This is a genomic window from Streptomyces cellostaticus (genome assembly GCF_001513965.1).
Taxonomy (GTDB): domain Bacteria; phylum Actinomycetota; class Actinomycetes; order Streptomycetales; family Streptomycetaceae; genus Streptomyces; species Streptomyces cellostaticus.
Genome location: NZ_KQ948016.1, coordinates 726,063 through 750,058, shown reverse-complemented (window position 1 = coordinate 750,058; position 23,996 = coordinate 726,063). Strand labels below are relative to the sequence as shown.

Below are 23,996 nucleotides of genomic sequence, written 5' to 3'. Positions count from 1 at the left end.
GTAAGCGCCCCCCGCCCTGACCTCAGCCCCGCAGCTCCGCGAGCACCGCATCCGTGAACACCGGCCACGCCTCGATCGCCCAGGGCCCGAACGCCCGGTCCGTCAGGGCGACGCCCGCAACCCCCGCATCAGGGTCGATCCACAGGAACGTACCGGACTGCCCGAAGTGTCCGAATGTCCGCGCCGACGACGAACTCCCCGTCCAGTGCGGCGACTTGGAGTCCCGGATCTCGAAGCCCAGCCCCCAGTCGTTCGGGTTCTGGTGGCCGTAGCCGGGGAGCACCCCCTTCGTCCCCGGGTACTGCACGCTCATCGCCTCCGCCACCGTCCGCGGATCCAGCAGCCTCGGCGCCTGCACCTCCGCCGCGAACCGCAGCAGATCCTCCACCGTGGACACACCGTCCTTCGCCGGCGAGCCCTCCAGCGACGTCGACGTCATCCCCAGCGGCTCCAGCACGGCCTGCCGCAGATACTCGGCGAAGGGAATGTCCGTCGCCTTGGCGATGTGATCCCCGAGCTGCTCGAACCCGGCGTTGGAGTACAGCCGCCGCTCCCCGGCAGGAGCCGTCACCCGGTGCTCGTCGAAGGCCAGCCCGGAGGTGTGCGCGAGCAGATGGCGGACGGTCGCCCCGGGCGGCCCGGCCGGCTCGTCCAGCTCGACGGCCCCCTCCTCGTACGCGACGAGTGCCGCGTACGCCGCCAGCGGCTTGGTCACCGAGGCCAGCGGAAAGCGGTGCCCGACGGGCCCACCGGTCCCGAGGACGGTCCCGTCGGCCCGTACGACACCCGCCGCGGCGGTCGGGACGGGCCAGTTCTCGATCAGTGCCAGACTCTGCAACGACATGCCGGTGAGCCTATGCGACGCGTACCGCGGCTCCGCCTCGGCGGATGCGCCGGTCCGTCGCGCGGCCGGATTTCTTACCGGGTTCCGCTTGCTTGGAGTGCACTCGAAGGCCATAGCGTGGGGGCATGACGGTGATGCAGACCACGCCAGCGGACACCGAGCAGGCCACCCCCGCCGACATCTGCTCCGCCCCACCCCGGCGCCATCCCCGCCCCGACGGCCAGGACCGCTACACGATCAGCGAGGTCGTCGCCTTCACCGGCCTGACCGCGCACACGCTGCGCTGGTACGAGCGGATCGGCCTGATGCCGCACGTCGACCGCTCCCACACCGGCCAGCGCCGCTACACCAACCGCAACCTGGACTGGCTGGACTTCGTGACCAAGCTGCGCCTGACCGGCATGCCGGTGGCGGACATGGTCCGGTACGCGGAGCTGGTGAGAGAGGGCGAGAGCACCTACGCGGAGCGCCAGCAGCTGCTGGAGTCGACCCGCAGGGACGTCCTGTCCAGGATCGCAGAACTGCACGACACGCTGGCCGTCCTGGACAGAAAGATCAGCTTCTACGCAAGGGAGCGCTGACTCCGCCCCCGGCAGACGCTACAACTCGGCCAGCAACTCGGCCTTCTTCGAGGAGAACTCCTCGTCCGTGACCAACCCCGCCTGATGCAGCTCCCCGAGATGCCGGATCCGCTCGGCGATGTCGGCAGGGTCCCGCCGCGACGGGGCCGGTACCGCCGGTACCGGCCCCCGCGTGCGTACCGCTGCCAGCACGGCCGCAGCGAACGGCAGCGACTCGTGCACAGGCCCGTACCCCAGCCCGAACACCACGGACGCCAGATCCTGATCGGGCTGCGCAGACTCCGCTGAACCGGCCGAGCGCCGCAGCAGCCGCAGATGTCCTTCGAAGACCTCCGGCGACCGCCACTCCACCCCGCTGAGGTCGGTGACCGCGAAGCTCTGGTCCCCGGCCTTCCACTTTGCCGAGGACGCCCCCGTCCAGGACCACCGGAACCGCACCGACGTCCCGTCGAAGGACGCCTTCCCGTCGTACGCCTTGAACTGGAGGGGCGCCTCGGGTGCGGTCACCAGGTACCGGTCGGCCGGCCCGGACTCGGTCAGCAGCCCCTTCAGCTCGTCGGCGTAGTACTCGGCGAGCGTCGACCGCTCGGCCGGCAGCACCAGCCGGTACGGGTCGGAGCCCTCGCGCAGCTGCCCGGCGGCCGCCTCCATCAGCGGATCCGCGCCGGGGCGCGGCCGTAGTCGCAGGGCGACCGTGCCGCGCTTGCCCGTGGTGAGGATCACTTCCTCCAGCGCGGACAGCGGGATCCGCCGCTCGCCCAGCGCCTGGAACAGCTTCGGTGTTCGAATCCCCCGTTCGTAACGGATGAGCACGGAGTCGGACTCGAACTCCCAGACGGCATGAAAACCCGCCAGTACGTCACCCATGCGGCTCATCGTATGCGGCACGTGCTCCTCCGTCGCCACCCGCGCAGACCGCACTTCCTGCTGTTTCTACGCGCGTCCGGCCGTCGTCGTGCCGGGCAGACCTGCCCGGCAGGCGTCGTTCTCGCGGGCACAGGTCACCTCGTCGTACGCGCCCACTCCGACGTAGGCGAGGTTGCGCAGGCTGTCCGTGCCCGGCTGGAAATAGCCCGCGTGGCCCTGCGCATCTTGCGCCGACAGCACCCGCGCGCCGAACGCCGAGGACACCGGGTCGGCGCCGTGCCCGAGGCCGCCGAGCTCCAGGTAGGGCACGTCCTGCACCCAGTCGGTGGCGTCCCGCATCGCCCACACCCGGGCCGAGGTGTCCAGGCGGGAGGCCTTGGTGACGCGCATGCCGGGGCTGGCGGCCACTGCTATGTCGGCCACCCGGCGGGGCATGTCGTGCGCGGCGACCCCGCAGACCACCGAGCCGTAGCTGTGGCAGAACATCGACACCGGAGCCCGGCCGGGCAGGGCGTCGAGCAGGGCGTTCAGGCGTACGGCGCCCTCCGCGGCGCGCAGCCCCGTGGCCGCGTCCACGCCGAGTCCGTCCGGGGCGGTGTAGTCGGCCCAGGCGATCACGGCCGTACGCGTCGTGGGGCCCTGCGTCTGCTCGGCCGCGTACAGGGCCTCGGCCATGCCGACCGTGGCGCTGTACTTGCGGTTCGTCTTCTGGAAGGTGAGCAGATCGGTGTCGACGCCGGGGACGACGACCGAGATCCGCTCGGCCCTGGTGAGGTTCCCGAACACCTCGGCGACCCGGCCCGAGCCCTCGGGGTCGAAGGCGAGGATCTGCCGGCCGGGGTGCATCAGCGCCTCGTAGCGATGCATACGGCGGCCCGCGTCCTGCTGGCCGGCCGTGCTGAGGCGGCTGTCGTGCATGCGCTTCTTCTCGACCTTGCGCGCCTGCTCCAGTGCGATGCGGTTGGCGCGGTAGCGCAGGGAGACGGGGGCGCCGTTCATGTTGCCGACCGCGAGGGGGTAGCGGTGGGCGAGGTGGTCGCGCTCGTGCGGGGTGAGCGAGGTGAAGAAGTGGGCGAGCCGGGCCGGCGAACTGTCGGGGTCCGGCAGGTGGAGACCGTGGATGCTGCCGTGCTCCCACTTGGCGAGCGAGGCCTGCAGGGCGGTCGACTCCCGGTGGGTGCGCAGGGCGGTCCAGCCGGTGGTCGCGAGCATCACGAACACCACGCTCAGGGCAAGCAGAGCGCGCCAGACATTGAGTTGCGGGGAGGTATCGAAGGAAGTCACTGGGAGGACACACTAGGAGAACGAGAGGGTCTCGCGGTAACCGAGTGACAGGGATCACGTTTCGTGAGGGGGTCGAACGATCCGCGAACGATCTCGGTTCTCGGCGGATTTCGCCTATCAGGGTGACTCCGCTAAAGATTCCTCGCCCTCGGTGCGTGCCGCAGGTCACAGTGGGTCAAGTCCTCCGCATGACATGGGAGGACCGCGGGACCGCGGCGCGCGCTGCCGGAGGGGGGCAGCGCGGTCCGCGTCCGCGGGGGGCCGCTGAAGCGGGGGCCGCGCTTCGACTACGGGTCGGTGGGGGCTTGTCGCGCAGATCCCCGCGCCCCTTTGGGGCGCTCATGAAGTCAACTCCGCTGCTCTTCGCGATCCCTGGCCAACCGAGCCACTTCGGCCCGCAGCAACCGGATCTCCTCGGTCAAAGAAGCAATCGCCTCCGTCTGGCGCCGCTCCTCCACGTCATCCTTCTCGAACCGGGAGATGAACCAGGCCGCGATGTTCGCCGTCACCACACCCAGCAACGCGATCCCCGACAGCATCAGCCCGACCGCGATCATCCGCCCGAGCCCGGTCGTCGGTGCATGATCCCCGTACCCCACGGTCGTCATCGTCGTGAACGACCACCACACCGCATCACCCAGCGTCCGGATGTTCCCCTTCGGTGACTCCCGCTCCACGGACAGCACGGCGAGCGAACCGAACATCAGCAGCCCGACCACCGCCCCGGCCACATACGTCGTGAGCCGGATCTGCGAAGCCATCCGCGCCCGCCGCCCCACCAGCAGCAGCGTCGACACCATCCGCAGCAACCGCAGCGGCTGAAGGAGCGGCAGTACCACCGCGCACAGGTCTATCCAGTGGGTCCGGACGAACTCCCGGCGCCGCCGGGTGAGCGCCAGCCGCATGAGGTAGTCCACGGCGAACGCCCCCCACACCACCCACTCCGTGGCCGTGCAGACGACCAGCAGGGGCCGGCTCGCGGGGTTGTCCACGATCGGCACGGCATAGGCGACGGCGAACGCCACCGCGAGCGCCAGCAGGGGTCGTTGGGTGCGCCGCTCCCAACGCGCCTGCGCCGACTGTTCGTTCATGCCCGCATAGTAAAGAACAAGTAAGGGGACGGTGCGCAGGCACCGCCCCCTTACCCCTTCAAACAAGCCCAGCGCTACGCGTCGCCGCCGGCCGCTCCCGGATCCGCCGCGGAGACGTCCAGCAACTGGTACCGGTCGATGGCCTGCTTCAGCACGGACCGGTCGACCTTGCCCTCCTTGGCCAGTTCGGTCAGCACCGCCACCACGATCGACTGGGCGTCGATGTGGAAGAAGCGGCGGGCCGCACCCCGGGTGTCGGCGAAGCCGAAGCCGTCCGCGCCGAGCGACTGGTACGTGCCCGGCACCCACCGCGCGATCTGGTCCGGAACCGAGCGCATCCAGTCGGACACGGCCACGAACGGACCCTCCGAGCCGCTCAGCTTCTGCGTCACGTACGGCACCCGCTGCTCCTCCTCCGGGTGCAGCAGGTTGTGCTGCTCCACGGCCACGGCCTCGCGCCGCAGCTCGTTCCAGGAGGTCGCCGACCACACGTCGGCCTTCACGTTCCACTCCTCGGCGAGGATCTTCTGCGCCTCCAGCGCCCACGGCACCGCGACACCGGACGCCATGATCTGCGCCGGAACGGCGCCGCCCGTGCCCGCACCGATCCTGTGGATGCCCTTGAGGATGCCCTCGACGTCCACGTCCGCCGGCTCGGCCGGGTGCTGGATGGGCTCGTTGTAGACGGTCAGGTAGTAGAAGACGTCCTCGCCGTGCGGGTGCTCGGCATCGCCGCCGTACATCCGGCGCAGGCCGTCCTGGACGATGTGCGCGATCTCGTAGGCGTACGCCGGGTCGTAGGCCACGCACGCCGGGTTGGTCGAGGCGAGCAGCTGCGAGTGGCCGTCCGCGTGCTGCAGCCCCTCACCGGTCAGGGTCGTACGACCGGCGGTCGCACCCAGCACGAAACCGCGCGACAACTGGTCGGCCATCTGCCAGAACTGGTCGCCGGTGCGCTGGAAACCGAACATCGAATAGAAGACGTAGACGGGGATGAGCGGCTCGCCGTGCGTCGCGTACGCCGAACCCGCCGCGATCAGCGAGGCCGTGCAGCCTGCCTCCGAGATGCCGTCGTGCAGCATCTGGCCGGTGGGCGACTCCTTGTACGCGAGCAGCAGATCGCGGTCCACCGCCTCGTACTGCTGGCCGAGCGGGTTGTAGATCTTCGCACTCGGGAAGAAGGAGTCCATGCCGAACGTGCGGTACTCGTCCGGCGCGATCAGCACGAACCGCCTGCCGATCTCCTTGTCCCGCATGAGGTCCTTCAGCAGTCGCACGAACGCCATCGTCGTGGCGATGGACTGCTGACCTGTGCCCTTCTTCACGGTCGCGTACGTCTTGTCGTCCGGCAGTACGAGCGGCTCGGAGCGCACGACGCGGGTCGGGACGTACCCGCCGAGGCCCTTGCGCCGGTCGTGCATGTACTGGATCTCCTCCGAGTCCCGGCCCGGGTGGTAGTACGGCGGCACGCCGGACTCCAGCTCCTGGTCGGAGATCGGCAGGTGCAGCCGGTCCCGGAAGCCCTTGAGGTCCGCGACCGTCAGCTTCTTCATCTGGTGCGTGGCGTTGCGGCCCTCGAAGTTCGGGCCCAGCGTCCAGCCCTTGATGGTCTTCGCCAGGATGACCGTCGGCTGGCCCTTGTGCTCCTTGGCCGCCTTGAACGCCGCGTAGATCTTGCGGTGGTCGTGACCGCCGCGGCCCAGGTGCAGGATCTGGTCGTCGGTCATGTTCTCGACCATCGCGCGCAGCCGGTGGTCGTCGCCGAAGAAGTGCTGCCGGATGTAGGCGCCGGACTCGGTGGCGTACGTCTGGAACTGGCCGTCCGGGGTCGTGTTCATCTTGTTGACCAGCACGCCGTCGCGGTCCTGGGCGAGCAGCGGGTCCCAGGTGCGGTCCCAGACCAGCTTGATCACGTTCCAGCCGGCGCCCCGGAAGACCGACTCCAGCTCCTGGATGATCTTGCCGTTGCCGCGCACCGGGCCGTCGAGCCGCTGGAGGTTGCAGTTGACGACGAAGGTCAGGTTGTCCAGGCCCTCGCGCGCGGCGATGGACAGCTGGCCGAGCGACTCCGGCTCGTCCATCTCGCCGTCGCCGAGGAACGCCCACACATGCGACTTGGAGGTGTCGGCGATACCGCGTGCCTCCATGTAGCGGTTCATCCGCGCCTGGTAGATCGCGCCGAGCGGGCCGAGGCCCATGGAGACCGTCGGGAACTCCCAGAAGTCCGGCATCGAGCGCGGGTGCGGGTAGCTGGACAGCGCGTTCGGGTACTTCGACTTCTCCTGCCGGAAGCCGTCGAGCTGCTCCTCGCTGAGCCGGTCGAGCAGGTACGCGCGCGCGTAGATGCCCGGGGAGGCGTGGCCCTGGAAGAAGACCTGGTCGCCGCCGTCGCCCTCGTCCTTGCCGCGGAAGAAGTGGTTGAAGCCCACGTCGTACAGGGAGGCCGAGGAGGCGAAGGTGGCGATGTGGCCGCCGACGCCGATGCCGGGGCGCTGCGCGCGCGAGACCATCACGGCCGCGTTCCAGCGGGTCGCGTTGAGGATCCTGCGCTCGATCTCCTCGTTGCCGGGGAAGAACGGCTCGGCCCGGGTGGGGATCGTGTTGACGTAGTCCGTGCTGCGCATCTCGGGCACGGCCACGCGCTTCTCGCGGGCCCGCTCGATCAGGCGCAGCATGAGATAGCGGGCCCGCTCCCGGCCGCGCTCGTCCACGGCGGCGTCGAGGGAGTCGAGCCACTCCTGGGTCTCTTCGGGATCGAAGTCAGGAACCTGACTCGGAAGGCCGCCAATGATGATCGGGTTGCGATCGGATCCGGAAGCCACGCTGTTCCTTACCTGTCAGAGGGCCGCTTTATTCTCGTAGTTCTTCTCGTAGGTTTTTCGTGCCTACACCGATCCCCATCGTGTACCTCGCGAAGGCCTGCGTCATCTCTACCGCGGGGTAATCGAGGCCCGGGGCCAGTCAAAACGCAACGATACGCCCGGGGTGTGACAGGCTTGGCAAAGTTGTTCGGGGGTCGTATCGCCTGGTGATTCCAAATCGTGCAAAGCGGGCACATCGGTGTGATGTGGGTCACGATGAATCGGGATACGGTGCCAGGGGTTGCGGCGACACGGCCGGGATCGTCACCGTTTCGGCGGTCTGAAGGGCCGGGTACTTGCGCGATCGGTCCCGCCCGTGTGGACTACGGCCAATGCTTCGCGCACGCGCGTGGCTGAGATATTCACCAAGACATGATCAGGAGGCAACCCGTGAGCGCGACCGCGGACCACGCGGAGGAGCGGACCAACCCTGCCGCCAGGCTGGGTTTCCAGCCCGGGCAGGTGGTCCAGGAGATCGGCTACGACGAGGACGTCGATCAGGAGCTTCGCGAGGCCATCGAGGAAGCCATCCAGAGCGACCTCATGGACGAGGACTACGACGATGTGGCCGACGCCGTCGTGCTGTGGTTCCGTGACGAGGACGGTGATCTGACCGATGTGCTGGTGGACGCCACCACGTACATCGAAGAGGGTGGCGCCATCCTGCTCCTCACGCCGAAGACCGGCCGTTCGGGCTACGTGGAGCCGAGCGACATCTCGGAAGCCGCGACGACCGCCGGCCTGAGCGCGGCCAAGAGCGTCAGCGTCGGCAAGGACTGGAGCGGCTCGCGTCTGGCGACGCCGAAGGCCGCGAAGTCCGGCAAGAAGTAAACGCCTCGTCCCAGGGGCGTCGGACGGGCCGGGAACACCCGGCCCGTCCGGAGGCCTGCGGTGGCCCCGCGGTGATCGCTGCGTAGGGTGGTTCCGAGCGCTTGCTGTGCTCTCACCCGAACAGCCCACCGAAGGGATGCACGACGATGGCGATCCAGGTCGGCGACAAGGCGCCCGACTTCGAGCTCAAGGACAACCACGGCCGCACCGTGAAGCTCTCCGACTTCCGCGGCGAGAAGAACGTGGTGGTGCTCTTCTACCCCTTCGCCTTCACCGGCGTGTGCACCGGCGAGCTGTGCGAGCTGCGCGACAACCTGCCGAAGTTCTCGGACCGCGACACCCAGCTGCTCGCCGTCTCCAACGACTCCATCCACACCCTGCGCGTCTTCGCCGAGCAGGAGGGTCTCGAGTACCCGCTGCTGAGCGACTTCTGGCCGCACGGCAACGTCTCGCGTGCGTACGGCGTCTTCGACGAGGACAAGGGCTGCGCCGTCCGGGGCACCTTCATCATCGACAAGGAGGGCGTCGTGCGGTGGACCGTGATCAACGGCCTGCCGGACGCCCGCGACCTGACCGACTACGTGAAGGCGCTCGACACCCTGTGATCCGGCCTCGGGGCCGACACCTGTGATTCGTCGGGTCCAGGGTCTGCGGGGGGCGGGAACCCGTCACTAGGATCGGCACGTTGATCCCATATCCGAAGCACTACGGGGCTCCCCGCCCCTGGACATCACATGGAGGACCCGTGGGAGTCAGCCTCAGCAAGGGCGGCAACGTATCGCTGACGAAGGAGGCCCCGGGCCTCACCGCCGTCATCATCGGTCTGGGCTGGGACGTGCGTACCACGACCGGCACCGACTTCGACCTCGACGCCAGCGCGCTGCTGCTGAACAACTCCGGCAAGGTCGCGAGCGACCAGCACTTCGTCTTCTTCAACAACCTCAAGAGCCCCGACGGCTCGGTCGAGCACACCGGTGACAACATCACCGGTGAGGGCGAGGGCGACGACGAGCAGATCAAGGTCAACCTGGCCGGTGTCCCGGCCGACGTCGACAAGATCGTGTTCCCGGTGTCGATCTACGACGCCGAGAACCGCCAGCAGTCCTTCGGCCAGGTCCGCAACGCGTTCATCCGCGTCGTCAACCAGGCGGGCGAGCAGGAGATCGCCCGCTACGACCTGAGCGAGGACGCCTCCACCGAGACCGCGATGGTCTTCGGCGAGCTGTACCGCAACGGCGCGGAGTGGAAGTTCCGCGCCATCGGCCAGGGCTACGCCTCCGGTCTGCGCGGCATCGCGCAGGACTTCGGCGTCAACGTCTGACGCCCGGCAGTTCCGCCGACGTCCGGCGCCGCACCGTTTACGGGCGGCGCCGGACGCGCAGGACAACCAGGGAAGCACCACTAGGGGAGGACCAGCATCATGGGCGTCACGCTCGCCAAGGGAGGCAACGTCTCCCTCTCCAAGGCCGCACCGAACCTCACCAACGTCACGATCGGGCTCGGCTGGGACGCGCGCTCGACCACTGGCGCCCCCTTCGACCTGGATGCCAGCGCTTTGCTGTGCGGCGCCGGGAACCGCGTGCTGGGCGACGAGTGGTTCGTGTTCTACAACCAGCTCAAGAGCCCGGACGGCTCGGTCGAGCACACCGGTGACAACCTCACCGGTGAGGGCGAGGGCGACGACGAGTCGATCCTGGTGGACCTGGCCAAGGTCCCGGCGCAGTGCGAGAAGATCATCTTCCCCGTCTCGATCCACCTGGCCGACGAGCGCGGCCAGACTTTCGGCCAGGTCTCCAACGCCTTCATCCGCGTGGTCAACCAGGCCGACGGCCAGGAACTCGCCCGCTACGACCTCAGCGAGGACGCCAGCACCGAAACGGCCATGATCTTCGGCGAGCTGTACCGCTACCAGGGCGAATGGAAGTTCCGAGCGGTGGGCCAGGGGTACGCGTCGGGGCTGCGGGGCATCGCTCTGGACTTCGGGGTCAACGTTTCGTGAAGCCGGGACCAGCGCGACCTGTGGCTTTTCCGTGCAGGTCGCCCTGGCCGCCGCCCTTGGCGGGATGCCCCTCTACACTCGTGGTCAACGTTTAGCAAAGCTGAGTACGGCGCGGGGGAGACCCGTACCAACACGATGGGGTAGCCAGTGCTTCTCAAAACCTTCGGCTGGTCGTTCGCGGTCACCGCGATCGGTCTGGTCGCTGCGGTCTTCTACGGGGGGTGGGAGGCCTTCGGTCTTGTGGCGATCCTCTCCGTCCTCGAGATCTCGCTGTCGTTCGACAACGCGGTGGTCAACGCCGGAATCCTGAAGAAGATGAACGCCTTCTGGCAGAAGATCTTCCTCACGGTCGGCGTGCTCATCGCGGTCTTCGGCATGCGGCTGGTCTTTCCCGTCGTCATCGTCGCGATCAGCGCCAAGATGGGTCCGATCGAGGCCGTCGACCTCGCGCTCAACAACAAGGACCGCTACCAGCAACTGGTCACCGACGCCCACCCGGCGATCGCCGCCTTCGGTGGCATGTTCCTGCTGATGATCTTCCTCGACTTCATCTTCGAGGACCGGGACATCCAGTGGCTGCGCTGGATCGAGCGACCCCTGGCCAAGCTCGGCAAGGTCGACATGCTGTCGGTCTGCATCTCCCTGATCGTCCTGCTCATCACCTCCTTCACCTTCGCCACCCACGCCCACCAGCACGGCGGTGCCCACGTCGACAAGGCGCAGACGGTCCTGATCGCCGGCGTCGCCGGCCTGATCACGTACATGATCGTCGGCGGTCTCTCCGGCTACTTCGAGGACAAGCTGGAGGAAGAGGAGGAGCGCGAGCACGAGGAGGAGGAAGAGGCCGCCCGCTCCGGCAAGCAGCGCTCGGCGGTGGTCCTGGCCGGCCAGGCCGCGTTCTTCATGTTCCTCTATCTGGAGGTCCTGGACGCGTCCTTCTCCTTCGACGGCGTCATCGGCGCCTTCGCCATCACCAACGACATCGTGCTGATGGCGCTGGGTCTCGGCATCGGAGCGATGTACGTCCGTTCGCTGACGGTCTACCTGGTCCGCCAGGGCACCCTCGACGACTACGTCTACCTGGAGCACGGCGCCCACTACGCGATCGGCGCCCTGGCCGTGCTCCTCCTGGTCACCATCCAGCACGAGATCAACGAGGTCATCACCGGTCTCGTCGGCGTGGTCCTGATCGCCTGGTCCTTCTGGTCCTCCGTCCGCCGCAACCGCGCCCTCGCGGCCGCGGAGGGGGAAGCGGGCTCGGACGAGAAGGCCGAGATCTCGTCCGGAGTCTGACCTCCGGCCTCCCCTGCGGGCGCCCCTACGGGCAAGATCAGGGACGTGACGGGGTGTGGCACCCCGTCCGGTGAGGAACGCTCTGTTCGGGGCGGCCGACGTGGTCGGCCGCCCCGAGGCGTTCGATATCTGGGGGGCGGGAATGGGATTCTTCGACGGGCTGCGTGGCGGACGCGCCGCCGACTTCGACTCGGGCAGTGCCGCGACCAATGCGATCGAGCTGACCAGGCGGCACCAGCAGGTGTCCCTCACCAAGCAGGACGCGGCCGGCGGCCATCTGCGCATCAACCTGACCTGGCGGATGCGGACCTCCGACTTCGACATCAACCAGCGCACGAGTCTGTTCCGGCACCCCTTCAGGGCACTGAAGCCGCCGGAAGTCCTCGGGCACGGGCAGAGCATGGTCAACGTCGACCTCGACCTGGGCTGCCTGTACGAGCTGACCGACGGCACGAAGGGGGTCGTCCAGCCCCTCGGCGGCTACCTCGGAGACGTGAACGCACCGCCGTACATCAAGCTCAGCGGCGACGACCGGTTCGGGTCGGCGTCCGGCGAGACGATGTACGTCAACCTGGACCACCGGGACGCGATCAAGCGATTGCTGGTCTTCGTGTACATCTACGACCAGACGCCGGCGTTCGACCGTACCCATGCGATCGTGACTCTTTACCCCAGCAATGGGCCACGCATCGCGATAGGCCTGGACGAGCGGCATCCGCAGGCTCGGTCGTGTGCGGTCGTGATGATCGAGAACGTGCGGGGTGAGCTGGTGGTCCGGCGCGAGGTGAAGTTCGTGTACGGGTTCCAGGGCGAGCTGGACCGGTTGTACGGGTGGGGGCTGACGTGGGGGCGGGGCTACAAGTCGAAGGTGGAGAAGTAGCTCCTATCGGCCGATGAACTGCGGCCCCTGCGGCGGCAGCCGGAAGTTCGGGTCCAGGGGTGCGGCCAGGACCGGCTGGGGCTGGGGGTAGCCGTAGGCGGGCTGGCTCGTCGGCTGGGGGTAGCCGTACGCCGGCTGCTGGGGTGACGTCGGCTGGGGATAGCCGTACGCCGGCTGCTGGGACGGGACCGTGGTCGGCTGCTCGGGCGGCAGGGGCTGGGACGTGGTCTCGGGCAGGGACTGGCCCACCTCCTCCTGCGCCGGCTCCGACTCGTCGACCGAGATGCCGAAGTCCGTGGCGAGGCCCTTCAGGCCGTTCGAGTAGCCCTCGCCGAGTGCGCGGAACTTCCAGCCCTCCCCGCGCCGGTACAGCTCGCCACAGATCATCGCGGTCTCCGCGCCGGTCTGTGGAGTGATCTCGAAGCGGGCCAGCGGTTCGGCGTCGGCGACGGCCGCGTCGTAGAGCAGGATGCACAGGGCCGGGACCCGGTCGAAGGAGACACCGTCGGCGGAGGCGACCAGCAGGATGCGGCCCACCCCGGGTTCGACGCCCGAAAGATCTGACTGGATCGTGTCGGTGAGGCCTTCGGTGATCCGCTTCTTGCCGAGGCGCCAGACCTTCCCGGACGGGTGCCGGGGCTGGTTGTAGAAGACGAAGTCCTCGTCCGAGCGCACCCGGCCGTCGAGGCCCAGCAGCAGCGCCGAGGCATCCACGTCCGGGACGCCCTGCCCGGGCGTCCAGCGCAGCACGGCGCGCACCGTGGCGGCTTCGAGCGGGACGTTCGACCCCTTCAGCATCGCGTGCGTCATGCCGTCATCCTGCCCTCTCGGTCCTGGCCACGACAATGCGGGGGGTGGTGTCACCGACACGGCCGAGTTACCGGAAATTCATGCCCGATGGGAACCCCTGACATGGATCCCTACGTACTATTACCGGCCACCCTTTACCGGAATCCCAGGCTCGGCTTGCGCACTGAGGAGTGCTATGCGTCATTTCGGGCACATCGCCCCCCAGGTGCGGCAGCGCCTCTTCCATCAGGAGCCCTGCACGTTCACCGCCGACTCCCCGGCCCGGCTGCTCTCCGCGGCCCTGGGCGCCACGCTGTACAGCCCGGCGACCCGGCCGCGGCTCGCCGACGACATCGTCAAGCAGGCGGGCAACGGCGTGGTCTCGATGGTGCTGTGCCTGGAGGACTCGATCGACGACGCGGACGTCGCGGAGGGCGAGGAGAACCTCGTCGGGCAGTTCGCCGACCTCGACGCACGGGCGGGGGCGGAGCTGCCGCTCCTCTTCATCCGGGTGCGCGCCCCCGAGCAGATCCCCGACCTCGTACGGCGCCTCGGCGCCTCCGTGCGCCTGCTGTCCGGCTTCGTCATCCCGAAGTTCACCGAGGAGCGGGGCATCCCGTTCCTGGAGTCCCTGTCCTCGGCCGAGGCCGACAGCGGACGCCGGCTGTTCGCCATGCCCGTCCTGGAGTCGCCCGAGCTGCTCTACCGCGAGTCCCGCGTGGACACCCTGGAGGGCATCGCCCGCGCGGTCGACAAGTTCCGCGACCGCGTGCTCGCCCTGCGCCTCGGCGTCACCGACTTCTGCTCCTCCTACGGTCTGCGCCGGGCCCCCGACATGACCGCCTACGACGTGCAGATCGTCGCCTCCGTGATCGCCGACGTGGTCAACATGCTGGGCCGGGCCGACGGCACCGGATTCACCGTGACCGGGCCGGTGTGGGAGTACTTCAGAGTCCCCGAGCGCATGTTCAAGCCGCAGCTGCGGCAGAGCCCCTTCCTCGAGGTCCAGGCCGTGGAGCTGCGCGAGAAGCTCATCGAGCACGCGATGGACGGGCTGCTGCGGGAGATCTCCCTGGACCAGGCCAACGGCCTGCTCGGCAAGACCTGCATCCACCCCTCCCACGTCCTGCCCGTGCACGCACTGTCCGTGGTCAGCCACGAGGAGTTCAGCGACGCCCAGGACATCCTGCGGCCGGAACGCGGCGGCGGGGGTGTACTCCGGTCGGCGTACACGAACAAGATGAACGAAGTGAAGCCGCACCGAGCGTGGGCCGAGCGGACCCTGCTGCGTGCCGAGGTGTTCGGCGTGGCCAACGAGGACGTCGGCTTCGTGGAACTGCTCGCCGCCGGAATACCCGGCTGACCCTTCCCAACCCAAGGAACGCATGAAGAACGCAGTGAACGACGGGGTCTGGTCCGGCAGCTGGGTCGCCGAGCGGCTCGGGGTCGAACTGGAGGGCGACGACGGGCTGCCGGCCCTGCTGGGGCTCGCGCTGCGCCGCAACCCCAAGCGGGCCCATCTGCTGGTCTCGAACGTGCTCGGCAAGCACGTGCCGCAGTCGCCGTCCGTGGTCTACGGCCATGGATTCCGTCTGGGCCGTCGGGTCCGCGAGCTGCTCGGCGAACCGGAGGCGGCCCGGGCCGTCGTCCTCGGCTATGCGGAGACCGCCACCGGCCTCGGCCACTCGGTGGCCGACGGCCTGGGCCTCGCCCCGTACCTGCACTCCACGCGCCGCCCGGTGGCCGGGGTCGCCCGGGCGGGCGGCTTCGAGGAGTCGCACTCCCATGCCACGTCTCATCTGCTGCTTCCCGAGGATCGGGAGCTGCTGTCCGGCCACGGCCCGCTGGTGCTGGTGGACGATGAGTTCTCCACCGGCAACACGGTCCTCAACACCATCCGTGACCTGCACGAACGGTATCCGCGACGGCGGTATGTGGTGGTGGCCCTGGTCGATATGCGCTCCGCCGATGACATCGCGCGGATGGAACGGTTCGCCGACGAGATCGGCGCGCGGGTGGAACTCATCGCCGCGGCTTGTGGGACGGTACGGCTGCCGGAGGGCGTGCTGGAGAAGGGGCAGGAGCTGGTTGCGCGGTATGAGTTCGGCTGCGGGTCCCATGTGCCTGGTCGCGCAGTTCCCCGCGCCCCTTTGGGGGCGCACCAGTCGGGGCAAGTTGTCCGCGTGGACCTGCGCTGGCCCCATGGGCTCCCCGATGGCGGTCGGCACGGCTTCACGCCTGCCCATCGGGCCCGCCTGGAGGCCGCGCTCCCCGAGATGGCCGCCCGCATAGCGGACGCCCTGCCCACCGGTGCCGGACGCGTCCTCGTCCTGGGCTTCGAGGAGCTGATGTACGCGCCGCTGCGCCTGGCCTGCGAGCTGGAGCAGCTCGTGGCTGCCGAGGTGCGCTACTCCACCACCACCCGCTCGCCCGTCCTCGCGGTCGACGACCCCGGCTACGCGATACGCACCCGCCTGGTCTTCCCCGCCCACGACGACCCGGCCGACGGCCCCGGCGAGCGCTACGCCTACAACGTCGCAGGCAGCGGCTTCGACGCCGTCGTCGCCGTGGTCGACTCGGTTGCCGACACCCCCGCACTGCATGCCCCGGGCGGCCTGCCGGCCCGCCTCGCCGCCCACACCCCGCACGTCCTGCTCGCGGTCGTCCCCTCGTACGTCCCCGGGCCCCTCTCCTCTCCCGAAAGGCCGGCCATGCTGCCCGAGCCCCTCCGCGGCCCCGCCTTCTCCTCGTACGCGCCCGAGGAGGTCGGCTGGCTGCTCCAGGACCTCTCGGACGTGACGCTGGAGGCGCCGACCGAGGAGCGGGAGGAGGCCATCCAGAGCGGCGGGGCGCACTACGCCGAGTCGCTGCCGGTGGAGTACCAGCCCAGCGAGCAGTACCAGGAGCTGTTCCACACGGCCCTGGACGCCTCGGCCGCCCGGATCGCCCAGGCGGTCGGTGTCGTGACCGAGACCGTCATCGCCGAGCGGTCGCCCCGCCCGGTACTGGTCTCCCTGGCCCGCGCGGGCACCCCGGTCGGCGTGCTCATGCGCCGCTGGGCCCGGTTCCGGCACGGACTCGACCTGCCGCACTACGCCGTCTCGATCGTCCGCGGCCGCGGCATCGACGCCAACGCGCTGCGCTGGCTCGCCGACCGCCACGACCCCCGGGACGTCGTCTTCGTCGACGGCTGGACCGGCAAGGGCGCGATCACCCGGGAACTCGCCCAGGCCATCGAGGAGTTCGAGGAGAAGGAGGGCATCACCGGCTTCGACCCGGAGATCGCCGTACTCGCCGACCCGGGCTCCTGCGTGCGCACCTACGGCACCCGCGAGGACTTCCTCATACCGTCCGCCTGCCTCAACTCGACGGTTTCCGGCCTGATTTCGCGCACGGTCCTGCGCGCGGACCTGGTCGGCCCGCACGACTTCCACGGCGCGAAGTTCTACCGCGAACTCGCCGGCGTCGATGTCTCCGTGGCCTTCCTCGACGCCGTCGGTGCCCGCTTCCCGGAGGTCGCCGACACCGTCGACATGGCGGCCAAGGAACTGATGGCCGAGGACCGCACCCCGACCTGGGTGGGCTGGCAGGCGGTCGAGCGGATCAGCGAGGAGTACGGCATCCACGACGTGAACCTGGTCAAGCCGGGCGTCGGCGAGACCACCCGGGTGCTGCTGCGCCGGGTGCCGTGGAAGATCCTCGCCAGGTCCGGCGCGGGTGCCGACCTCGACCATGTGCGTCTGCTCGCCGAGCAGAGAGGGGTTCCGGTGGAGGAGGTCGGCGAGCTGCCGTACACCTGCGTGGGGTTGATCCACCCCAAGTACACGCGGGGCGCCACGGGCGCCGACGGCCGGGCGGTGAACGTCTGATGCCGGTGCTGGTGGCGAGCGACCTCGACCGTACGCTGATCTACTCCTCGGCGGCCCTGGCGCTGACGATGCCGGACGCGCGAGCGCCCCGGCTGCTGTGCGTCGAGGTGCACGAGAGCAGGCCGCTGTCCTACATGACGGAGACCGCGGCCCAGCTGCTGACCGACGTGGGCGACACGGCCGTCTTCGTACCGACCACGACCCGCACCCGCAAGCAGTACCAGCGGATCAACCTGCCCGGCCCCCAGCCGGCGTACGCGATCTGCGCCAACGGCGGGCATCTGCTGGTCGACGGCGTCACGGACCAGGACTGGCACGCCGCGGTGCTGGCGCGGCTCGCCGACGAGTGCGCGCCGCTGGAGGAGATCCGCGAGCACCTGATGAGGACCGCCGACCCCGTCTGGGTGCGCAAGCACCGGGTCGCCGAGGACCTCTTCGCCTATCTGGTCGTCGAACGCGAGCTGCTGCCCGAGGACTGGGTGAAGGAGCTTGCGGTGTGGGCGGAGAACCGGGGCTGGACGGTCTCGCTCCAGGGCCGCAAGATCTACGCCGTCCCCGAGCCGCTCACCAAGAGCGCGGCCGTGCGCGAGGTCGCCCGCCGCACCGGCGCCGAGCTCACCCTGGCCGCCGGGGACTCCCTGCTCGACGCCGACCTGCTGCTGGCCGCCGACCGGGGCTGGCGCCCGGGCCACGGCGAGCTGGCCGACGCCGGCTGGAGTGCACCGCAGATCAGCGCGCTACCGGAGCGCGGCGTCCTGGCGGGGGAGCGAATCCTCAGGGAGTTCTTGAAAGCGAGCCGCACGCCGACCCCCTAGGGGCGTGGGGAACGGCGCGACCAGCCACCACGGCGCCGCACCCGAACGACGACACACCGCGGCACAACCAGCGGAGCTACCCGCAGCAACCCCCGCCGCAGCACCCGCCACCGCCGCCGCCCGCCCGGGGCGCGGCCGGTGCGGACGCCGAGCCGCCCACGGCCACCGTCGACAGCAGCTTGACCGTGTCGTCGTGGCCCGCGGGGCAGGCGGCGGGGGCGGCGGACTCCGCCATGGGGCGGCTCAGTTCGAAGGTGTCGCCGCAGGTACGGCAGCGGTACTCGTAACGAGGCATGTGCACAGGCTAACCGGAGTGGCGCTACTCACAGCACCTCAAAATTTCGTGAGTGTTCGCTTCTACTCGATACTTGTGCGGAGATATTGAAAAGATCGCTGATAGCTTTGCTGAGCCGCGAGGAGCCGCAAGACCGGGGGGAAGAGGGGGGTTCACCGCGCCGCGACCACCGCCGCGGCCGTGTCCACCTGCTGAGTCCGACCGCGCGCGCAAGCACCACTGCGAGGGGAGACGCAGCCTTGACCGACGCATGGCAGCGCTCAGACGGCCGTGAGGACGACGACGACGCCGAGCCCGAGGAGTGGCAGCCGCCGGAGACGGACGCCACCCTGCATCTGAAGGTCGACGCCCTGCGCGCGGACGTCACCATGCAACTGCGCGTGCCCCCGCCGCCGGAGCCTGCCGCCGCCGGCGGCCGCGCCCAGCGGCGGCGCAGCGCCCGCCCGCCGGCTGTCGCCCGCGTCACCGCCGTCGCCACGTCCGCCCTCGCCCGGCTGCGTGCCGCCGCAGGCCCCCGGCTCGCGCCGCTCGCCCCGTACGCCCGCCGCCTCAGGCCGCTGTACCCGCGCCCCGGCCGCACCGGCTGGCGCCGCTGGATGCCCTCCTGGCGCCAGTGGGCCGGCGCCGTGCTGTCGGGCTTCTTCGTGATCAGCCTGTCCCTGTTCATCGCCTACGAGATGACGGACATACCGAAGGACCTCAACTCCTTCGCCACCCAGCAGGACAACGTCTACTTCTGGTCCGACGGGACGCCGATGGCCCGTACCGGCTGGGTGCAGCGCCAGGACATGCCCCTCAAGGACATACCCGAGCAGGTCCGCTGGGCGGTGCTCGCGGCGGAGAACGCGAGCTTCTACTCCGATCCCGGCATATCCGTCAAAGGCATCAGCCGCGCCCTGTGGCGGACCGTCGGAGAGGGGGACACCGAGGGGGGTTCCACCATCACCCAGCAGTACGTCAAGAACGTCTACCTGAGCCAGAACCAGACCCTCAGCCGTAAGTTCACCGAGGCGATGATCTCCCTCAAGCTCGACAACAAGATGAGCAAGGACGAGATCCTGGAGGGCTACCTCAACACCAGCTGGTTCGGCCGCGGCACCTACGGCATCCAGCGCGCCTCCCAGGCCTACTACGGCAAGGACGTCACCAAGCTCAACGCGGGCGAGGCCGCCGTGCTCGCCTCCATGCTCAAGGGCGCCGCGCTCTACGACCCCACCCTCAGCAAGGCCAACCACCAGCGGGCGGTCGAGCGCTGGTCCTGGATCCTGGACCGGATGGTCGACATCGGCAAACTGTCACCGTCCCAGCGGGCCAAGTACAGGACGTTCCCCGAGCCGCTCAAGTCGGGCCGCGTCTACGACACCGGCAAGCAGAGCGACTACCTGGTGGAGCTGGCCCAGCAGTACGCCAAGAAGGCCGCCCACATCTCCGACCGGGACTTCGACCTCGGCGGCTACCAGATCTACACGACCTTCGACCGGGGGCGGGAGACCGCGCTGACCGACGCCGTGACCAAGGCCCGCCGGCAGGCCGGCCGGGACCGCCCCGGTGCGGCGAAGACCGCCCACTACGGTGCCGCCTCGGTCGCCACCGACGGCCGGATCCTCGCCGTCTACGGCGGCCCCGACCACCGTAAACAGGGCTACAACGAGTCCAACGCGGCCACCGTCCAGGCCGGCTCGGCGTTCCTGCCGTTCGACTACGCCGCCGGCCTGGAGTACGGGGTCCGCAAGACACGCAGCGGACCCGCGACGCCCGTCACGCCCGAGACGGTGTACGACGGTGACGACGGCGTCGCCGTCACCACGCCCGAGGGCCCCTACTGGGACCGCAGCGGCAGGAAGGTCGCGGCGCACAACGATGGCGGGAAGTCCTACGGGCGGATCACTCTGGCCAAGGCCCTCGCGCAGTCGGTGAACACGCCGTTCATGCAGCTCGGCATGGACACGGGTCTGGACAACGTGCGCAGGACCGCGGTGGCGGCGGGCCTGCTCTCCTCCAGCATGGGTCCGCAGGTGCCCGCCCTGTCCCAGGGCAGCTCCACGCCCAGCGCGATCCGGATGGCGAGCGGGTACGCCACGTTCGCCGCCTCCGGCATGCACACCGAGCCGTACTCGGTGCGTCGTATCACCCGCAACGGCCGGACGGTCCCCCTGGGCACCCCCGTCCCGCGCCGGGCGGTCGGCACCCGGGTGGCCGAGGACGTCTCCCAGGCGCTCACGGACTCCCTGCGCACCGCCCACCCCGCCGCCGGGTCCGCGGCAGGCAAGGCGGGCACCACCGGGGACGACACCGCCGCCTGGTACGCCGGCACGGCCGAATCCGTGTCGACCGCCGTCGTCGTCTACCGCATGGATCTGACGAAGAGTCTCGAACCGCTGCCGCTCAAGGGCCTCGCGGGCACCTCTGCCGATGATGTCCCGTACGGCATTTGGGCCCATGCCATGGGCCTCGGCTGATCCCCGGGGCCCCGGGTACCGCATCGACTTCCCACCTTCCCTCGCAGAATGAGCCCCGCATGAACAGCAAGCCGACGACCGGCCGTCGCCGCCGGGCCAAAGCCCGCCGCCGTCCCGTCCGCCCAGGGATGCGGACCCTCGCTGCTCTCCTCGCCGTCTCCTCGGCGGTCGCGGGCTTCCTGGTGCTGAACCACCGGGACAGCACCGCGCCCACCGCATCCGCCAAGGACAGCCCGAGGACCGCTGCGCCGAAGGGCGGTACGGAACCCGCATGGGACGGCAGGACGAAGGTCCTCGGCGACGGCTCCACCTCCTACACCGGACCCCAGAAAGGGCAGCTGAAGGCCGAGCCGCTCAAGCCCGGTGAGAAGCCGCCCCAGTTCGTCGTCTTCTCCTGGGACGGCGGGCTGGAGGGCAGCGACCACCTCTTCTCGCACTACCGGGAACTGGCCAAGCAGTACGACGCCCACATGACCTTCTTCCTCACCGGCATCTACCTGCTGCCCAAGAGCAAGAAGGCCCTCTACCACGGCCCGCAGCACTCCGCGGGCGACGCCGCGATCGACTACGCCACCGACGACCACATACGCACCACCCTGGAGCAGCTCGGCGAGGCCTACGGCCAGGGCAACGAGATCGGCACCCACTTCAACGGCCACTTCTGCGGCAAGAAGGGCGGCGGCGACTGGAGCGTCGAGGAGTGGAAGAGCGAGATCGACCAGTTCTACGACTTCGTGGAGCACTGGAAGACCAACACCGGCTTCAAGGACATTCCGGCACTGCCCTTCGACTTCAAGAAAGCGGTCACCGGCGGCCGCGCGCCCTGCCTGGAGGGCCAGGAGAACCTGCTGAAAGCGATCAAGGGCTACGGCTGGCGCTACGACGCCAGTTCACCGGGCGACTTCCAGATATGGCCGGCAAAGAAGAACGGCATATGGGACTTCCCGCTCCAGATGCTCCCGTACGAGGATGGCAAGTACCAAGGGCTTTCCATGGACTTCAATTTCCTCTACAACCAGTCCGAAGGTGAGACCAAGGGCGATCCGGCCGAATACCCCAAGTGGGAACAGCAGACCGTCGCCTCGTACATGGCCGGCTTCAACCGTGTCTACTACGGCAGCCGGGCGCCGCTGTTCATCGGCAACCACTTCGAGGACTGGAACGGCGGCATCTATATGAAGGCCATCGACCAGGTCGTCAAAAACGTCTGTACCAAGAAGGGCGTCAAGTGCGTCTCCTTCAAGGAACTGGCCGACTGGCTCGACGCGCAGAAGCCCGCGACCCTTCAGGCGCTGCGCGGTCTCGATCCGGCGCAATCGCCCGAATGGTCCACTGTGGTCAAGTGACCTGCGTGGGCAGCAAGTTCCACTTTCGCAACCCCCTTCACATCGTGCACACAAGTCATGCGAAGATGCCCCTCCCGGTAGGTGTACCGGTGTAGAGGGGAAGTTCATTGAAATCTAGAAAACTGAGCCGTAAGGGGCGCCGCGCCGGCATAGTCTCGCTGGCGGCCGCCTCGGTCGTCGCCGGTGTGGCCCTGGTGCCCAACTGGAGCGCGGGCGCGGCGGTCACCGACGACCCGACGGTGGACGCCGCGACCAAGGCGACCTTCCAGCGGCTGGCCGACGCGGTCTTCACCGATCGCACGGACGCCCTGGTGGACGGGGGCAGCACGAAGCGCGCCACGTCCGGTTTCTCCGGTGACGTCAAGCTGTCCACCTCGCAGTCGCGCGAGGAGAGCTCCGCGCTGACCGAACTGCACGGCCGTAAGTCCCGCCTCGCCAAGCTGGGCGAGAAGTACAGCGCCGGCAGCACCCGGGTCACGCTGGACGCGACGCGGGTGACCGGCCGCACCGCCAAGGCCGACGTCACCGAGACCACGACGCTGACCTACGAGAAGGTCAAGGGCAAGGAGCCGAAGACCACCGGCTTCCAGGCCCACCACGAACTGACCTTCAGGGCCGACTGGCAGGGCAACTGGCAGCTGACCGACGTCCGGGACACCGACAACGGCTACATCGCGGTGAACCAGGTGGCCAAGCAGCCGCCCGTCTCCGTGAAGGCCAGTCCCACCGACGACAGCCCGCCCGAGGCGCCCCGCGCGGCGACCACGTGGCCCGCGCCGGTCAACCAGAAGAACGTCACCACCGGCGCCTACGACTACAAGGCCATGGTGGCGTACGCGAGCAAGTACTGGAACAACTACAACCCGGACTACCCCGACTACAACGGGCATGGGGCCGGCGGCGACTGCACCAACTTCGTCAGCCAGTCCCTGAAGGCGGGCGGCTGGAAGCACGTACCCGGCTACACGTACGACTTCCACAAGTGGTTCGGCAACGCCGACATCCAGTCGGACTCGTTCGTCGGCGTCAACGAGTTCTCCTGGTTCGCCCTGTCCTCCAAGCGCGTCACCAGCCTCGCCAACGTCTACCAGCTGGACATCGGCGACGTGCTGCAGATGGACTTCAACAAGGACGGGTCCAAGGACCACTCCATGATCGTCACCTACCGCAGCCCGCAGGGCCTGCCGTACGTGTCGTACCACTCCACCAACACCTACAACCGGTCGGTGGCGAGCCTCGTCGCGTCCTACCCCAACGCGGCCTACTACGCCTATCGCACCTGACCCCGGTCCCCGGGGGCCCGCTGCTCCGGCTCCACTGCGTCGGGGTGGCGGGCCCGCCAGTACGGGTTGTCGTGCGGCAGGGTCGAGCCGACTCTGCCGTACATCCCGAAGACCATGAGCAGCACACCGACCACGAAGCTGAACAGGACGTTCTGGATCTTGAAGGCCAGGAAGTTGTAGTCGGTGTCGAGCAGGGACAGGTTCAGGAAACCGCTGAGGATGAACAGGATCCCGAGCGTCATGTTCAGCGTCGACGCGAAGTTCCCGCCGATCACCATGCCGACGAAGAGCAGCAGCCCGACGCACACGGACAGGACACTGAGCGAGCCATTGGTGTTCAGGCCCATGGCGGTGTTCCCGCCGGTGTCGAAGAAGCCGATGTTGTCGGTGAGACCGAGGATGCCGAAGGCGAGCAGGAACAGGCCCATCAGGCCCGCGCCCACCCGGTAGACCGTGTTCAGGCGGTGATCGACGGGGAGATGCTCGTCGAAGCGGATCCGGCGACGCGTCCCCGCGTGTGTGGTGTGTGAGGCCATCTTCGCCTCCCTGTGCGTGCTGGCGAAGGCCGAACGTACCTCCCCCAATATCCGCCCGGCGCGGCCCGACGGC

At 69.0% G+C, this 23,996-nt stretch carries 21 protein-coding genes; 13 read left to right on the top strand and 8 right to left on the bottom strand.

Annotated elements, in window-relative coordinates; translation table 11 throughout:
* Positions 1-22: 22 nt before the first annotated feature.
* The gene (locus AQI88_RS07025; protein WP_066993478.1) at positions 23-844 is read right to left on the bottom strand and encodes a serine hydrolase domain-containing protein; all 822 of its coding nucleotides are present in this window, start codon (positions 842-844) and stop codon (positions 23-25) included.
* Between the two features lie 125 nt (positions 845-969).
* Here AQI88_RS07025 and AQI88_RS07020 point away from each other — a divergent pair, with 125 nt between their 5' ends.
* Positions 970-1,425, top strand: coding sequence for a MerR family transcriptional regulator (locus tag AQI88_RS07020; RefSeq protein WP_066993475.1), 456 nt, complete (start codon positions 970-972; stop codon positions 1,423-1,425).
* An 18-nt stretch (positions 1,426-1,443) separates the two neighbouring features.
* Here the strand turns inward: AQI88_RS07020 and AQI88_RS07015 are convergent, their stop codons facing one another.
* The 4 genes from AQI88_RS07015 to aceE all read right to left on the bottom strand — a co-directional run bounded on the left by AQI88_RS07015 (position 1,444) and on the right by aceE (position 7,489).
* Positions 1,444-2,292: a DUF4429 domain-containing protein gene (locus tag AQI88_RS07015; protein ID WP_066993471.1), complete on the bottom strand. Its 849-nt coding sequence runs from the start codon at positions 2,290-2,292 to the stop codon at positions 1,444-1,446.
* Positions 2,293-2,358: 66 nt separating this feature from the next.
* Entirely contained in the window at positions 2,359-3,576 is a 1,218-nt protein-coding gene (locus tag AQI88_RS07010; protein WP_066993468.1) for an alpha/beta hydrolase, read from the bottom strand.
* Positions 3,577-3,923: 347 nt separating this feature from the next.
* The gene (locus AQI88_RS07005) at positions 3,924-4,667 is read right to left on the bottom strand and encodes a potassium channel family protein (RefSeq protein WP_066993465.1); all 744 of its coding nucleotides are present in this window, start codon (positions 4,665-4,667) and stop codon (positions 3,924-3,926) included.
* A 74-nt stretch (positions 4,668-4,741) separates the two neighbouring features.
* Entirely contained in the window at positions 4,742-7,489 is a 2,748-nt protein-coding gene (gene aceE / locus AQI88_RS07000) for a pyruvate dehydrogenase (acetyl-transferring), homodimeric type (protein WP_066993462.1), read from the bottom strand.
* 429 nt (positions 7,490-7,918) lie between these two features.
* Between aceE and AQI88_RS06995 the strand changes: the two genes are divergently transcribed.
* From AQI88_RS06995 to AQI88_RS06970, 6 genes are all read left to right on the top strand, one after another.
* Positions 7,919-8,359, top strand: a complete 441-nt coding sequence (locus AQI88_RS06995; protein WP_066993459.1) for a DUF3052 domain-containing protein — start codon at positions 7,919-7,921, stop codon at positions 8,357-8,359.
* A 146-nt stretch (positions 8,360-8,505) separates the two neighbouring features.
* Positions 8,506-8,964: a peroxiredoxin gene (locus AQI88_RS06990; RefSeq protein ID WP_066993456.1), complete on the top strand. Its 459-nt coding sequence runs from the start codon at positions 8,506-8,508 to the stop codon at positions 8,962-8,964.
* A 140-nt stretch (positions 8,965-9,104) separates the two neighbouring features.
* A complete protein-coding gene (locus tag AQI88_RS06985; RefSeq protein WP_066993453.1) occupies positions 9,105-9,680 on the top strand; it encodes a TerD family protein in 576 nt (191 codons plus the stop codon).
* Between the two features lie 99 nt (positions 9,681-9,779).
* Positions 9,780-10,358, top strand: coding sequence for a TerD family protein (locus tag AQI88_RS06980; protein WP_066993451.1), 579 nt, complete (start codon positions 9,780-9,782; stop codon positions 10,356-10,358).
* Between the two features lie 147 nt (positions 10,359-10,505).
* Positions 10,506-11,651, top strand: a complete 1,146-nt coding sequence (locus AQI88_RS06975; RefSeq protein ID WP_066993448.1) for a DUF475 domain-containing protein — start codon at positions 10,506-10,508, stop codon at positions 11,649-11,651.
* Positions 11,652-11,793: 142 nt separating this feature from the next.
* Positions 11,794-12,531 (top strand): TerD family protein, encoded by a 738-nt coding sequence (locus AQI88_RS06970; protein ID WP_066993802.1) that lies wholly within the window; start codon positions 11,794-11,796, stop codon positions 12,529-12,531.
* A 3-nt stretch (positions 12,532-12,534) separates the two neighbouring features.
* On the opposite strand, the gene AQI88_RS06965 is transcribed toward AQI88_RS06970, so the two are convergent.
* A complete protein-coding gene (locus AQI88_RS06965; RefSeq protein WP_066993444.1) occupies positions 12,535-13,341 on the bottom strand; it encodes a TerD family protein in 807 nt (268 codons plus the stop codon).
* Positions 13,342-13,516: 175 nt separating this feature from the next.
* Here AQI88_RS06965 and AQI88_RS06960 point away from each other — a divergent pair, with 175 nt between their 5' ends.
* Genes AQI88_RS06960 through AQI88_RS06950 form a run of 3 tightly spaced genes read left to right on the top strand, consistent with a single transcriptional unit; the run spans position 13,517 to position 18,004 of the window.
* A complete protein-coding gene (locus tag AQI88_RS06960) occupies positions 13,517-14,683 on the top strand; it encodes an HpcH/HpaI aldolase/citrate lyase family protein (protein ID WP_066993441.1) in 1,167 nt (388 codons plus the stop codon).
* 22 nt (positions 14,684-14,705) lie between these two features.
* Positions 14,706-17,189, top strand: a complete 2,484-nt coding sequence (locus AQI88_RS06955) for a phosphoribosyltransferase (protein ID WP_066993439.1) — start codon at positions 14,706-14,708, stop codon at positions 17,187-17,189.
* A complete protein-coding gene (locus tag AQI88_RS06950; RefSeq protein WP_066993436.1) occupies positions 17,189-18,004 on the top strand; it encodes an HAD family hydrolase in 816 nt (271 codons plus the stop codon). Before AQI88_RS06955 ends, AQI88_RS06950 begins: the two co-directional genes overlap by 1 nt.
* A 76-nt stretch (positions 18,005-18,080) precedes the next feature.
* On the opposite strand, the gene AQI88_RS06945 is transcribed toward AQI88_RS06950, so the two are convergent.
* Positions 18,081-18,299, bottom strand: coding sequence for an FmdB family zinc ribbon protein (locus tag AQI88_RS06945; protein ID WP_066993433.1), 219 nt, complete (start codon positions 18,297-18,299; stop codon positions 18,081-18,083).
* 239 nt (positions 18,300-18,538) lie between these two features.
* Between AQI88_RS06945 and AQI88_RS06940 the strand changes: the two genes are divergently transcribed.
* The 3 genes from AQI88_RS06940 to AQI88_RS06930 all read left to right on the top strand — a co-directional run bounded on the left by AQI88_RS06940 (position 18,539) and on the right by AQI88_RS06930 (position 23,387).
* Positions 18,539-20,758 (top strand): transglycosylase domain-containing protein, encoded by a 2,220-nt coding sequence (locus AQI88_RS06940; RefSeq protein WP_398698686.1) that lies wholly within the window; start codon positions 18,539-18,541, stop codon positions 20,756-20,758.
* 59 nt (positions 20,759-20,817) lie between these two features.
* Positions 20,818-22,104, top strand: a complete 1,287-nt coding sequence (locus AQI88_RS06935; protein ID WP_066993430.1) for a polysaccharide deacetylase family protein — start codon at positions 20,818-20,820, stop codon at positions 22,102-22,104.
* A 107-nt stretch (positions 22,105-22,211) separates the two neighbouring features.
* Positions 22,212-23,387, top strand: a complete 1,176-nt coding sequence (locus AQI88_RS06930) for an amidase domain-containing protein (RefSeq protein WP_208615729.1) — start codon at positions 22,212-22,214, stop codon at positions 23,385-23,387.
* Here AQI88_RS06930 and AQI88_RS06925 read toward each other — a convergent pair.
* Positions 23,375-23,923 (bottom strand): DUF4383 domain-containing protein, encoded by a 549-nt coding sequence (locus AQI88_RS06925; protein WP_066993425.1) that lies wholly within the window; start codon positions 23,921-23,923, stop codon positions 23,375-23,377. The genes AQI88_RS06930 and AQI88_RS06925 overlap by 13 nt on opposite strands.
* Positions 23,924-23,996 lie beyond the last annotated feature (73 nt).